The following is a 12,838-nucleotide window of genomic DNA, read 5'->3' as shown; positions in this document are numbered from 1 at the left end:
ACTGGATCAACCACCTCAACCCCACATGAGAGTCCTGCTTTCTCACAACGGCCCCTTTGTGACGTCGTTGGACGAGAACAGGGCTGGCGACATGCTGCCTTACGTCGCACTGCCGACGAGAATGTTTCCTTCAGATATGGGCGGCTGAGCCCATAGAAGCGTCCTGGGCCGCACACCCGAAGCGCTGGGCTTCGGCGGTGTCCTTACTGAAGATTTGCGTGTCGGGAATGCATGATCGTCAGCAGTGTCGCATCGCGCTGGATGGCGTCGTGGATGATGCTGTCGAACAGGATCAGGGACGTCTGTTCGAAGAGACTTCCAGCGAACTGCTCCGATTGTCCGTTCGGGATGATCACGACGGTGTCCGCAAGGCGGGCCACCGGATTGTCATAACTTCTCGTGATCGCGACGACGACAGCGTCGAGCCTTTTGGCGAGTTCGACATGTGCGAGAACTGATGCGGTCGTGCCGGAGGCGGTGAACACGACTAGGCCGTCTCCTGCCTCGAGCGCCGGGGTCGTGGATTCGCCGACGGTGAAGCTGTCGAACCCCAGGTGCATCAGTCGCATCGCACTCATCGATGCGACGCGGCCCGAACGTCCCATCCCGGAGAAGAACCAGCGCCGCGGGGTCGTCAGCAGCTCTCTCGAGAGGGTCGCGTACTCCTCATCGTCGACTCCGGCCAGGGCCTGTTCGATCTCGGCGAGGACAGGGGAGGGGAGGAGCCGGTCAGTCATCGGGGAAGGTCCTTTTTGATGGTCGGCCGGCCTGCGACCGGGCGGGTGTCGAAGACTCCGGCGCGTCTGTCGAGTGATGGGTGCGCCGGAGCGGAGGGTCATGCGCGTCCAGAGGCCTGTCGGGTTCGGCGGGAGAGGCTGTCGGTGACGACCGCGATGAGCAGCACACCGCCGATGATGATGAAGCGAACGGGGTCGGGCAGCGAGAGCAGGTTCAGGCCGCTGAAGATCGCGTAGATCACGAGGATGCCCAGAAGCGCGGACCATGCACGACCACGGCCGCCGAACAGGCTGGTGCCGCCGATGACTGCGGCCGCGATCGCGTTGAGGTTCTCGTCGGCGGCGGCCGTGGCGACCGAGGCGGTTCCTGCTCGTGCGGCGAGCATGAGCCCGCCGAGGGCGGCGAGGGTGGAGCAGAGGACAAAGACCGAGATGTAGACGCGCTGCACCTTGATGCCGGCGCGGCGAGCTGCTTCGACGCTGCCTCCGATTGCGTAGACGGATCGGCCCCAGGAGGTGCGGCGCAACGCGATGTCCAGAACGATGGTGAGGGCGATGAAGATCAGCACCGGGACGGCAATGCCTCGTCCACCCTTCGCGTAGGTGAAGAGGATCGGCAGGGAGAGCAGCACGAACAGCACCCCCGAGGTGATGACGATGGACTGCGTCGATGGTGCTGAGAGACCGAAGCTGAGGCGTCGGCTGCGGGCGCGGAGGCCCAGTCCGAGGTGCACGGCGATCGTCAGCGCGAGCAGCGCGAAGACGAGGGGCGCGGCGACGAAGGTCTGACCGATTTGGCTGAGGAAGGATTCGCGGGGGAGGGCGATGGAGTTCGCGGGGCCGGTGGAAATGACCAGGCGCTGCAGCCCTTGGATGGCGAGTAGCCCGGCCAGGGTGATTAGGAAGCTCGGCACTCCGAAGCGGGTATAGAAGAGGCCATAGAGCAATCCGACGACCACGCCGGAGCCCAGTGCGGCGAGGAACGCGAGGATCTCGGGCCAGCCCTGGTTAACGGCGCCGACGGCGAAGATGGCGCTGGCGAGGCCGGCGACGGATCCGACGGACAGGTCGATCTCGCCCAGGAGAAGAACCACGACGACTCCGAGGGCCATGAGGCCGACGGCTGCGGCCTGCCAAAGCAGATTCGAGACGTTGTAGGCGGAGAGGTAGTTGGGGTTGAGGATCTGAAAGATCCCGCCGATGACGACGAGCCCGACGATGACCGGAAGCGGCCCGAGCTCGCCGCTGGTGACGCGGTCCTTAGCGGTGGCGAGAAGTCCGCGCAGTCCGCCGCCCGAGATGAGGCGCTCGTCCTGGCGGTCCAGGGGAGCGGCCGTCGGGTCGGGCTTGGTGCCGGTGGTGGTCATGCGTCGTTCGCCTCTCGCGCGATGGTGTGGATGCCAGCGGTCTCTGCAATGCGGCGGTTGCGGGCAGTGACGACGTTGTCGCTGGCGCCGGTGATGGCGGAGACGAGGGTCTCCGTGGAGGCGGTGGCCTCGAAGATGCCGTTGTTCTTACCCAGGCGAAGCACGAGGACTCTGTCGGCGACTGCCTGCACGTCGGCCATGTTGTGGCTGATGAGGATGACGCCGAGTCCGCGGTCGCGGATGCGTTCCACAAGGTTGAGGACCTCGGCGGTCTGGGCGACGCCGAGAGCGGCGGTGGGCTCGTCGAGGAGGATCAGTTTCGGGTCGCCCAGCAGGGAGCGGGCGATGGCGACGGTCTGACGCTGTCCACCGGAGAGGGAGGCGATCGGGATGTGAACCGACGGGATTCTCGCGGAGAGCTGCTTGAGCAGGTTCCAGGACTGCTGCTCCATGGACGCTTCGTCCAGCATCCGGCCGCGCTTGGTCTCTTTGCCGAGGAAGAGGTTCGCGACGACGTCGAGGTTGTCGCAGAGCGCGAGGTCCTGGAAGACGGTCGCGACGCCGGCAGCCTGGGCAGCTCCGGGGCCGTCGAAGTTGACGGGGGCGCCGTCGATGAGGATGTCGCCGGTGTCGTGCTGATACACACCGGCAATGATCTTCACCAGGGTGGACTTACCGGCGCCGTTGTCGCCGACGAGAGCGACGACTTCGCCGGGCGCAACGGTGAGGTTGATGTCGGAAAGGGCTTGCACGGCGCCGAAACGCTTGCTCACCCCCCGCAACTCGAGAATCGGCGTCGTGCCTGACGAGCCGGAGGCTGTGGTGGCCGCGGATGCTGTGGACGTCATCGTTCGTGCTCCTGGAAGGGTGCGGAAGTCGAAAGGGGATCCGGGGCGGCGGTGTCGCGCCGCCCCGGACGAGTGCTCGAGGTAGAGGGGCGCTCTACTCGAGGCCAAGCGTTGTGCAGGCTGCGGCGAGCTCGGACGTGCAGATATCCGAGGCGTTGTAGACGCCGTCTGCGATCACCGTGTCCTTGATGTTCTCGGCGGTGAGGGCCAGCGGTGTCAGCAGCGTCGTCGGGATGCCGTCTGTGTCGGAGGAGCTCTTCGGGTCCTCGCCTCGGGCGAGGGCGACTGCTGCTGCGGCCGCGTCGGTGGCCTGGTCCTTGATGGACTTGTAGACCGTCATGTACTGCGTACCGCCGACGATGCGCTGTACGGCTTCGAGTTCAGCGTCCTGACCGGTGACCGGGGGAACGGGCGAAACGCCCGCTCCGGTCAGCGCGGCCACGACGCCGCTCGCGGTGCTGTCATTGCCGGCGTAGACACCGACGAGAGAACTGCGGTCGATCGTCCCGAGCTGGCCCTCCAACCACTGCTGCGCGTCGGCCGCGGCCCAGTTCGGGGTGTCGAACTCTCCGACGACCGAGAAGTCGGTGTCGTCGATCACGCTGTGCGCGCCGGCCTTGTACTGGGCGGCGTTGGGATCGGTGGGGGCGCCGTTGACCATGAGGAGGTCTCCGCTGGTGATGCCCTCTTCGGTGAGGTGGTCAACAAGGCTCTGCGCCTGTAGCGCTCCGACCTTGGGGTTGTCGAAGGAGACGTAGTAGCCGACGTCCTGGTTCTTGATCAGACGGTCGTAGGCGATGACGGGCACGCCTGCGGAGGTAGCCGTGTCGACCAGACGCTCGCCCTGGACGGAATCCGCAGCGTTGAGGACGACGACATCGGGTCCCTGAGCGAGAACGGATTCCAGCTGCGATTGCTGCTGCGTCGGGTCGCCGTTCGCGTTCGAGTACAGGACCGTGGATCCCGGCGCGATCTCCTCGACGGCGGCCTCGAACAGCGGAGTGTCGAACTGCTCGTACCGGGTCGTGTTCGACTCCGGCATCAGGAATGCGATCGTCAGGGCGTCGTCCCCGCCGCTGCCGCCAGATCCGGCGGAGCATCCCGAGAGAGCGAGAACCGCCGCGGCCCCGAGGGCGATCAAACGCGATTGCTTCATTGCAATACCTCCAATGGTGATGGGTATCCGCCACGTCGAGGTGCTGTTTCCCGACGGGCTTCATTCACGAGCGTCCGGAGTTCCCGAGGCGCGGAGGTGAATGTCGAGACCCTGACAGGTGGTTGCTCATCCGTCAACCGGGTGTGCTCACATGAGCATCTGATTCCGCGGGTCTCTTCCACCGAGGTGAGCGGGCTCGGACCGTCAGCTCTCGAGCGCGACGCAGTCGTCGACGCTTACAGCGGAACGGCGGCGAGGGAAGATCAGACGCAGCGCTTGCCCGAAGCAGACGGGGGAGATGGAGGCGAGAATGGCGGCTTCGTCGGCGCGCGAAGTGGTGGAGGTCAAGTCGCCGATCTCTGCAATGACGTCCGCACGAAAGCGTTCTGCATCGTGGGCGTTCACCGTGATTCCTGAGCGAGGAGACGCTGAGCGAGAGCGGTATCGGTGACGAGAGAGTCGATCAGACCCGACTTGAGTGCAGCGCGGACGGCCGCGGTCTTGCGGGCTCCGCCGCCCACAGCGATGACCTCAGGAATAGCGCGCAGCTGCTCGGAGGTGATCGCGATCGATCGATCATCGATGGAGTGGATGATTCGGCCCTCGGCGTCGAACAGTGTTGCACCGACTTCCCCCACCACCCCCTGATCCAGAAGAGCGTGGGCGATACCCGCCTCCTCAGCGGCGGTGTAGAGCTGGGAGTCCGGCGGAGACCAGCTTCCGACCGCGACAACTCCGATGTCGACGCGATCGAACTTCGCGTAGGCGGTGGAGATCATCCGGTCTGCTCGCAGAGCGCGAGCGGTGTCCGCGCTCGCCACGAACAGCGGCGCGAAGATCGGGTACGCGGTTCCTCCTGCGATCTGGCCGATGCGCCGGAGGATCTCCACGCCGTGCTCCTTCGCCGCGCCGGCGACTCCGCCGAGGGCGACGAGGTCGCAGTCGGGGAGGGAAGTGACGTGGTGCGCGGTGACGTTCAAAGTGCGGCCAGCGGTGAACCCGATGAGATTGCCTTCGGAGACGATCTCCATCAGTAGGTTCGCAGCGACCCGTCCGAGAGCGTCCTGGATCACTTCCGGAGTCTCTCCGGGTGCGGTCACCGCGAGAGCGCGTTTGAGGCTGAAGCGCTCCTGCAATGCGATCGAGAGATCGAGGTCCACCCCGCCGGGATTCACGATCTCGATGCGGACGATGCCGAGCTCCTGTGCCTGGTCCAGCATCCGGCCGACCTTGAATCGCGACAGCTTCATCTCGTCCGCGATCTGAATCCTCGTCCGACCGTCTCGGTAGAACCGCTTCGCCGCGTAGCTGATGCGGATCGCTTCGTCTGGACCCATGCGTACTGCTCCTTCGGGACGGGCTGTAAGAGGCACACTACCGATCGGAGGTCAGGTGCTCACATGAGCGTAGCTGTTGCGCGCATGAGCGGGGGGTGTATCTTTCAGACGTCGTCGCGAATCGGGCGGCCACCGCGATGAGGCGACGTAGCTCGCCAGGGAAGCGAGCACCATGTCTGCAACGATCGGGACGACCGGCGAGAGCGCCGCCAGCACGGCTTCCGCGGATCCCGCCTCGCTCGAGTGCATCAACATCGAGAAGGGCTTCTCCGGCATCCCCGTCCTCAAGGGAGTGTCGTTGCGCCTTCGTCCGGGGACGATCACCGCATTGGCCGGTGAGAACGGCGCGGGCAAGTCGACCCTGATGAAGATCGCGTCGGGCCAGTACCGGGCCGACACCGGGGAAGTACTCGTCCGTGGCGAGAAGCTGCACGCCGGCGATGCGCAGGACGCCGCTCGTCTGGGTGTGGCGATCGTGCCCCAGGAGCTCGCCTCACTGCTGGACATGGCGATCTACGAGAACATCTTCATCGGCCGCGAGCTGCGCGGTCCGCTAGGCCTTCGCCGCGGAGAGATGATCGCCCGCGCGAAGGAAAACCTGAAAACCTTCGGGATCGACGTCGACCCCACACGCAAGATGCGCACCCTGCCGGTCGGGCTTCGTCAAATCGTCGAGATCATTAAGGCGACGAACACCGGTGCCCGAGCGATCCTGCTCGATGAGCCCTCCAGCGCGATCGCCGAGCGTGAAGTCGCCCGCCTCGTCGCCGTCATGCGGCAACTGCGCGACACCGGCGTTGCTCTCCTCTTCACCACGCACAAGATGGAGGAGATCCGGCAGCTCGCCGACCACATCGTCGTCCTCCGCGACGGCGGACTCGTCATGGACAAGCCGATGCTCGAGGTCACCGACGATGACATCGTCACTGCGATGATCGGCCGCGAGCTCGAGGACCTCTTCCCCGATCGGCCCCAGCACAGCGACACCACCGTCCTCGAAGTGACGGACCTGCAGGTCGAGGGCGCAGCCGAGCCAGTGAGCTTCACCGTGCGCCGGGGAGAGATCATCGGCCTCGCGGGCCTCGTCGGCGCCGGTCGCACCGAACTCATCGAGGGGATCTTCGGCGTCCGCCGCACTCTCTCTGGCACCATCGCCATCGACGGACGACCCCTCAAGCGCAACAACCCCTCGGCCGCGATCACCGCGAACGTCGCCCTGGTCCCCGAGGACCGCAAAGGATCCGGCGGAGTGCTATCGATGGACATCCTCGACAACGGCAGCCTGCCCCGACTGTCCTCCTTCACGGTAGGCGGCTGGCTCCAGCAGGGAGCGCGCCGCAAGGCTGTCCGCGAGGCGACCGAGTCGGTGAAGCTGCGTAGCCGCGGCCTGAACCAGACGATGGAGACCCTCTCTGGGGGCAACCAGCAGAAGGTCGTCTTCGCCCGCTGGCTCACCGGCGACGTTGACGTCCTCCTCCTCGACGAACCCACCCGTGGTGTCGACGTCGGCGCCCGGAGCGAGATTTACCGCATCATCACCAAGCTCGCCTCCGAAGGCATGGCCGTGGTGATGGCCTCCAGCGACATGCCCGAGATCCTCTCCCTCGCACACCGCGCCTTCGTCCTGCGGGCCGGCCGCATCGTCGGCGAACTCGACCGTGACGATCTCGCTCAGCCGAGCGTGCAGGACACGATCTTCCGCCTCGCTAGCGGCCTCTCCGACCAGCTCCCCGCAGCCGCCGACCCCACACCAACTCTCTCCTCCCAGACCGACAAGGACTCAGCACGATGACGAGCGACACTCTCACCACAGACCGCCGTCGGCGCATCGACGGCGCGTTCATCCAGAACCTCCTCATCCGCTACGCGATGGTGCTGGTCCTGCTCGTTGTCATCGCCTACTTCATGTACCGCAGCGCCCGCTTCGGCACCGTAGACAACGTCACGACGATCCTCATCGCCGCCGCCCCCTTCGCGCTCATCGCCCTCGGGCAGACGCTCGTCATCCTCACCGGCGGCATCGACCTCTCCGTCGGCAGCGTCATCGCCCTGAGTTCCATGTCCGGAGCGCTGGCCGCCAAGAGCTTCCCCGACCAGATCTGGATCGCCCTGATCGTCTCCGTCCTCGTGGGACTGATCGCCGGATCCGTCAACGGATTCGTCATCTCGAAGATCAACGTCCCGCCCTTCATCGCGACGCTGGGCATGCTCACCCTCGCCTCCGGTCTCGCCTACGTCGTCGGCAACGGCGCCCCCATCAACGGCCTCCCCGCCAGCTTCGGCGCCATCGCCAACACCCAAATCCTGGGCCTGACCATCCCGGTCATCCTCATGATCGTCGGCATCGTCGGCTTCGGGATCATCATGCGCCGCACCGCTTTCGGCATGCGCATCTACGCCGTCGGCGGCAACCCGCTCGCCGCGCAGATCGCCGGCGTCAAGACCGGCGGCGTCCTCTTCAGCGTCTACGCCATCAGCGGCGCCCTCGCCGGCCTCTCCGGCGTCATGCTCGCCTCCCGCGTCATCAGCGGATCGCCCACCCTCGGTCAGGGCTACGAGCTCGACGCAATCGCCGCCGTCGTCATCGGCGGAGCGAGCCTGCTCGGCGGACGCGGCACAGTCTGGGGCACCGCCCTTGGACTCCTGCTCATTCAGACCCTCAACAACGGCCTCGACATCCTCACCGTCCCCGCCTACTGGCAGGACGTCATCAAGGGTGTCCTCATCGTCGCCGCCGTCGCCGTCGACGTATGGGCCGCCAAACGGCGCCACTGACCCAGTCTTCTCTCTCCCTACCCACCCACCCACCCGCTCCTCCACCCACTCAGCACCGGAGACATCAATGAAGATCACTCGCACCGCCAAGCGTGCCCTCACCCTCGGCGTCGTCGCTCTCTCCCTGACCGCTCTCACCGCCTGCGGCGCCGGCGACCCCAGCGCCCAGGGCACCAACGAGAACGGCCAGGAAGCCATCACCGTCGGCATCAGCGTCTACGACATGTCCTCCTTCGTCACCGAAGGAAAGGAAGGCATCGACACCTACGCCAAAGAGAACAACATCGAGGTCCTCTGGAACTCGGCCAACAACGACGTCAGTACCCAGGCCAGCCAGATCGACCAGTTCGTCTCCGCCAAGGTCGACGCGATCGTCGTCGTCCCCGTCCAGGCCGACACCCTCCAGCCTCAGGTCTCCGCCGCGAAGACCGCCGGGATCCCGCTGCTCGACGTCAACGCGACGCTGAACAACCCCGACATCACCGCCAGCGTCCAGCCCGACGACGTCGCCGCCGGCGCCCAGGAGGCGCAGATGATGATCGACAAGATCGGCGACACTGGCAATGTCGTCATCCTCCAAGGCCCCCTCGGCGGGTCCGGCGAGATCAACCGCGGTCAGGGTATCGACCAGGTCCTCGCCGAGAACCCGAACATCAAGGTGCTCGCGAAGGACACCGCGAACTGGAAGCGCGACGAAGCCGTCAACAAGATGAAGAACTGGATCTCCGCATTCGGTGACGACATCGACGGCGTCATCTCCCAGAACGACGACATGGGCCTCGGAGCGCTCCAGGCGCTCAAGGAAGCCGGGATGAACGTGCCGATCGTCGGCATCGACGGCATCGAGGACGGCCTGGCGGCCGTCAAGGACGGCTCCTTCATCGGCACGTCCCTGCAGAACGGCACCGTCGAGCTCGCTACCGGCCTCGCAGTCGCTGCACAGGTCGCCCGCGGCGAGTCCACCAACGACAATCCCGTCTACATCATGCCGGCCATCACCGCGGACAACGTCGACGCCGCCATGGAGCACGTCGTCACCGACCGCGACTCCTTCCTCGCAGGCCTGACCGACCTGATCAACGAGAACCTCAAGACCGGAAACATCGCCTACGAGGGCCTCCCGGGCCAGGAGAAGTAGCCCCCGCTGACCGGTGGGGCCGCGACCACAACCGCGGCCCCACCCCCTCCACCAGATTGGCTGACCAGCATGACCCCTACGCCTTCGGACGGTGCACCCACCGTCGGCACCGTCCCCGCTCCGGGACAGGCTGACGCGCCCACAGCGCTCCCCGCAGTCACTCCTGAAGCTCCCCGCACCGCCTCGCCGCTCGGCATCTACCGGGTCGGAGCCGCCGCTCACCTCGCAGACGCCACGACAGAGGGCACGCGAGCATGACCGCCGCACAGCTGGTCGCCGGCGTCGACTCCTCCACCCAGTCCTGCAAGGTCGAGCTGCGTGACGCGATCACCGGAACTCTCATCGCTTCCGGTTCCGCGACTCACCCGCCCGTGTTCCCGCCGATCAGCGAGCAGGACCCGGAAATGTGGTGGTCCGCCTTCGTTCACGCGTTCCGCGCAGCTCTCGCCTCCACCGGAGCGGCAGCCGACTCCGTTGTCGCTATCTCCGTCGCCGCCCAATGCCACGGCCTAGTCACCCTTGATTCAACCGACACCGTCATTCGACCCGCGAAACTCTGGAACGACACCACCTCTGCCCCAGACATCGCCCAGCTGCGCCAGAAGATCGGCGACGAGACCCTGCTCCGCTCCGTCGGAACCCTTCCCACCTCCGCCTTCACCATCGGCAAGCTCGCATGGCTCGCTCGCAACGAGCCTGCTCACCTGTCTCGCATCGCGCACATCCTCCTACCTCACGACTACCTCACCTTCCGCCTCACCGGGGCGTACGTCACCGACCGCTCCGAAGCATCCGGCACCGGCTACTTCGACGCCGCCAGGAACGCGTACCTGCCCAACTTCCTCGACCTGATCACCACCGATCTCGACTGGGACACCGTCTTACCGGAAGTACTCGCACCGGACGCTGCCGCAGGCACCGTGCGTCCCGCGGTACTCGAGGAACTCGGACTCCACGGCACCGTCACCGTCGGCGCCGGCGGCGGCGACCAGCACGCAACCGCCCTGGGCCTGGGCATCCGCCCCGGCGATGTCGTCTACTCCTTCGGCACCTCCGGGGTCGTATCCGCCCTCAGCCGCACACCCGTCTACGACCTCACCGGCGCCGTCGACGGTGTCGCCGACATGACCGACGGCTTCATGCCCCTTGTATCCACCCTGAACGCCGCGAAGGTGACCGACACCTTCGCCCGCATCCTCGGCGTCGACCACGCCACCCTCTCCTCGCTCGCCCTCGCCGCGGACACGTCAGACATCGGCCCTGTCCTTGCTGCGTTCCTCGACGGAGAACGGACCCCCGACCGGCCAGGTGCCACAGGACTGCTCTCCGGTATCACCTCGGCTACCACTCGCGAACAGATCGCCCGATCGGCCTACGAGGGGGTTGTCCTAGGCCTCGCCAGCGGGCAACGCCAGCTCGAGCAGATGGGTGTGAGCACGGACGGGACGATCATCGCGGTCGGCGGAGGCGCGAAATCACCGGCTTACACGCAGATCCTCGCCGACGTGCTTCAGCGTGAGATCTTCACCGCGGACGTCCCCGAGTCGACCGCGCGCGGTGCGGCTGTCCAAGCCGCGGCCGTCGCCGCCGGCGCCAGTGTCGTCAGCGTCCGTGACGAATGGGCACCCGAGACCACCATCATCGCTCAGCCCCGCACGCACACTCGCGACCCGTGGCAGCGGTACACCGCGACCGCCTCCGTCACCACTCTGGATCGGCAGTGAGCCGCCACCAGCCCGGACGTGGCCCGCTCGCGCCCTGGTACACCACTCTCGCGCCGACCAACCTCGGCGGAAGCCTCTACGCGGTCGGCGCCACCGACCGCGTCGCAGCAGCACGGCTGCTGCACGAGAGCGGATGCGCCGTCCACATCGATCTGATCCTGGACAGCTCCGGGGCTTCAGTCGGCGTCGAGCTTGAGGAGGTCGCCGCAGTCCGCGCCGCTCTTCCCGCAGCCCGGATCGACATCCACCTCATCGTCCTGACCGAGAACTACACGACTGCGATCCGCCTCACCATCAGCGAAATCCTCCACGACGCCGCCGCCATCGGCGCCACCTGGGTGACGGCAGCGGATGAGATCCGGGCTGCGTGCGCCGAGGAATTCGCTGTCCTACGTTCACAGAACATCGCAATCTGGACCGAGATCGCTCCCGACGACGACCGCTCACGCGTCGAGGACGCCGACGGCGCCCTGGTCATGTTCATCCGACCCGGCAGCAGCGACCGCGCCGACCCGAGCATCCTCGAGAAGATCCCCGTCCTTGCCCAGCGCACCCTTGTCGGCGTCGACGGGGGCATCACCGCCGACCTCGCCCGTGCTTGCGCGGACGCCGGAGCGACCTACATCGTCTCAGGACGCGCACTCCTGCGCGGACCGACGGACGTACCCCCCGTTGCTACTCGCACGCACCCCACCGCCACGATCACAAAGGAACATCACTCATGAGCCCAACCCTCCCCGACACGATGCGCGCCAGCGTCCTCACCGGCGAACGCGCCCTCAGCATCGAGGAGCGCCCCGTCCCCGCCGTGGACCGCCACGACGTGCTCATCAAGGTCGCCGCCGTCGGTGTCTGCGGATCGGACGTGCACTACTTCCGCCACGGCAAGATCGGCGACTTCGTTGTCAACAGCCCCCTGATCCTCGGCCATGAGCTCTCCGGAGTCATCGTCGCCGTCGGCAAGGACGTGTCCCCCGAGCGCATCGGACAGCGCGTGGCCGTCGAACCGCAGAAGCCGTGTCATCACTGCCGTGAATGCCTCGCCGGCCGGTACAACCTTTGCCCATTCATGGAGTTCTACGCGACTCCGCCGATCGACGGCGCGTTCGCCGGCTACGTCGCCATTGAGTCGATCTTCGCCCACGCCGTCCCGGACAATCTCTCCGACGAGGCCGCCGCGTTGCTCGAGCCCCTCTCCGTCGCCATCACCACGATGCGCAAGGCCGGCATCGTCCCCGGCTCGAGTGTCCTCATCGCCGGCGCCGGTCCCATCGGCATCATCTGCGCACAGACCGCCCGTGCCTTCGGCGCCGCGGAGGTCATCGTCAGCGATCTCGTCCCCGAGAAGCGCGAGCGCGCCCTGCGCTACGGCGCGACCCGCGTCATCGACCCAGTCGAGACCGACGTCGCCACCGCTGGCCTCGACGTCAACGCGTTCATCGACGCCAGCGGCTCCCCGCGGGCCGTCTTCTCCGGAATCAAGGCCGTCCGCCCCGCCGGCACCGCCGTGCTCGTCGGCCTTGGCAACCCCGAGATGACACTCCCCATCGAGCACATCCAGAACCTCGAGATCTCCGTCACCGGCATCTTCCGTTACACCGATACCTGGCCCACCGGCATCCACCTCGTCTCCACCGGTCAGATCGACCTCGACTCCCTCGTCACTGGCCGCTTCGACCTCGAGCACGTCGAAGACGCTCTCGAAAGCGACCTCGACCCCACCAGCCTCAAGGCGATCGTCTACCCCAACTCGTAG

General features: G+C 66.4%; 12 protein-coding genes. 6 read left to right on the top strand and 6 right to left on the bottom strand.

Translation table 11 applies throughout. The annotated features are described in order from the left end of the window. Nucleotides 1–203 precede the first annotated feature (203 nt). The 6 genes from HRK28_RS19275 to HRK28_RS19250 all read right to left on the bottom strand — a co-directional run bounded on the left by HRK28_RS19275 (nucleotide 204) and on the right by HRK28_RS19250 (nucleotide 5,445). On the bottom strand, nucleotides 204–737 hold the full coding sequence (locus HRK28_RS19275; protein ID WP_173252761.1) for an SIS domain-containing protein: 534 nt from the start codon (nucleotides 735–737) through the stop codon (nucleotides 204–206). A 98-nt stretch (nucleotides 738–835) separates the two neighbouring features. Next, a complete protein-coding gene (locus tag HRK28_RS19270) occupies nucleotides 836–2,104 on the bottom strand; it encodes a sugar ABC transporter permease (RefSeq protein ID WP_173252760.1) in 1,269 nt (422 codons plus the stop codon). Further along, a complete protein-coding gene (locus HRK28_RS19265) occupies nucleotides 2,101–2,952 on the bottom strand; it encodes an ATP-binding cassette domain-containing protein (protein ID WP_173252759.1) in 852 nt (283 codons plus the stop codon). Before HRK28_RS19265 ends, HRK28_RS19270 begins: the two co-directional genes overlap by 4 nt. 94 nt (nucleotides 2,953–3,046) lie before the next feature. Beyond that, nucleotides 3,047–4,108 (bottom strand): substrate-binding domain-containing protein, encoded by a 1,062-nt coding sequence (locus HRK28_RS19260; protein ID WP_173252758.1) that lies wholly within the window; start codon nucleotides 4,106–4,108, stop codon nucleotides 3,047–3,049. 204 nt (nucleotides 4,109–4,312) lie between these two features. Next, a complete protein-coding gene (locus HRK28_RS19255; protein WP_173252757.1) occupies nucleotides 4,313–4,513 on the bottom strand; it encodes a hypothetical protein in 201 nt (66 codons plus the stop codon). Further along, nucleotides 4,510–5,445, bottom strand: coding sequence for a sugar-binding transcriptional regulator (locus tag HRK28_RS19250; RefSeq protein WP_173252756.1), 936 nt, complete (start codon nucleotides 5,443–5,445; stop codon nucleotides 4,510–4,512). Before HRK28_RS19250 ends, HRK28_RS19255 begins: the two co-directional genes overlap by 4 nt. Before the next feature lie 172 nt (nucleotides 5,446–5,617). On the opposite strand from HRK28_RS19250, the gene HRK28_RS19245 reads away from it, so the two are divergent. From HRK28_RS19245 to HRK28_RS19220, 6 genes are all read left to right on the top strand, one after another. Next, complete coding sequence (locus HRK28_RS19245) at nucleotides 5,618–7,237, top strand: sugar ABC transporter ATP-binding protein (RefSeq protein ID WP_173252755.1); 1,620 nt, start codon at nucleotides 5,618–5,620, stop codon at nucleotides 7,235–7,237. Continuing rightward, the gene (locus tag HRK28_RS19240; RefSeq protein ID WP_173252754.1) at nucleotides 7,234–8,220 is read left to right on the top strand and encodes an ABC transporter permease; all 987 of its coding nucleotides are present in this window, start codon (nucleotides 7,234–7,236) and stop codon (nucleotides 8,218–8,220) included. The genes HRK28_RS19245 and HRK28_RS19240 overlap by 4 nt, the downstream gene beginning before the upstream one ends. 67 nt (nucleotides 8,221–8,287) lie before the next feature. Beyond that, entirely contained in the window at nucleotides 8,288–9,358 is a 1,071-nt protein-coding gene (locus tag HRK28_RS19235; RefSeq protein ID WP_173252753.1) for a substrate-binding domain-containing protein, read from the top strand. Nucleotides 9,359–9,612: 254 nt separating this feature from the next. Then, nucleotides 9,613–11,082: a xylulokinase gene (gene xylB / locus HRK28_RS19230; protein WP_173252752.1), complete on the top strand. Its 1,470-nt coding sequence runs from the start codon at nucleotides 9,613–9,615 to the stop codon at nucleotides 11,080–11,082. Next, nucleotides 11,079–11,807, top strand: coding sequence for a hypothetical protein (locus tag HRK28_RS19225; RefSeq protein ID WP_173252751.1), 729 nt, complete (start codon nucleotides 11,079–11,081; stop codon nucleotides 11,805–11,807). Before xylB ends, HRK28_RS19225 begins: the two co-directional genes overlap by 4 nt. Next, nucleotides 11,804–12,838: an NAD(P)-dependent alcohol dehydrogenase gene (locus tag HRK28_RS19220; protein ID WP_173252750.1), complete on the top strand. Its 1,035-nt coding sequence runs from the start codon at nucleotides 11,804–11,806 to the stop codon at nucleotides 12,836–12,838. Before HRK28_RS19225 ends, HRK28_RS19220 begins: the two co-directional genes overlap by 4 nt.

This window comes from Rathayibacter sp. VKM Ac-2835 (assembly GCF_013266705.1).
Lineage (GTDB): Bacteria > Actinomycetota > Actinomycetes > Actinomycetales > Microbacteriaceae > Rathayibacter.
Note: the sequence above shows the minus strand (reverse complement) of the source record. Positions and strands in the feature narration are given on the sequence as shown.

Excerpts from the sequence above, each read along its gene's own strand:
- HRK28_RS19265 (WP_173252759.1), bottom strand. The coding sequence starts at position 2,952 with ATGACGTCCACAGCATCCGCGGCCACCACAGCCTCCGGCTCGTCAGGC.
- HRK28_RS19220 (WP_173252750.1), top strand. The coding sequence starts at position 11,804 with ATGAGCCCAACCCTCCCCGACACGATGCGCGCCAGCGTCCTCACCGGC.
- HRK28_RS19235 (WP_173252753.1), top strand. The coding sequence starts at position 8,288 with ATGAAGATCACTCGCACCGCCAAGCGTGCCCTCACCCTCGGCGTCGTC.
- HRK28_RS19270 (WP_173252760.1), bottom strand. The coding sequence starts at position 2,104 with ATGACCACCACCGGCACCAAGCCCGACCCGACGGCCGCTCCCCTGGAC.
- HRK28_RS19275 (WP_173252761.1), bottom strand. The coding sequence starts at position 737 with ATGACTGACCGGCTCCTCCCCTCCCCTGTCCTCGCCGAGATCGAACAG.
- xylB (WP_173252752.1), top strand. The coding sequence starts at position 9,613 with ATGACCGCCGCACAGCTGGTCGCCGGCGTCGACTCCTCCACCCAGTCC.
- HRK28_RS19250 (WP_173252756.1), bottom strand. The coding sequence starts at position 5,445 with ATGGGTCCAGACGAAGCGATCCGCATCAGCTACGCGGCGAAGCGGTTC.
- HRK28_RS19240 (WP_173252754.1), top strand. The coding sequence starts at position 7,234 with ATGACGAGCGACACTCTCACCACAGACCGCCGTCGGCGCATCGACGGC.
- HRK28_RS19260 (WP_173252758.1), bottom strand. The coding sequence starts at position 4,108 with ATGAAGCAATCGCGTTTGATCGCCCTCGGGGCCGCGGCGGTTCTCGCT.
- HRK28_RS19245 (WP_173252755.1), top strand. The coding sequence starts at position 5,618 with ATGTCTGCAACGATCGGGACGACCGGCGAGAGCGCCGCCAGCACGGCT.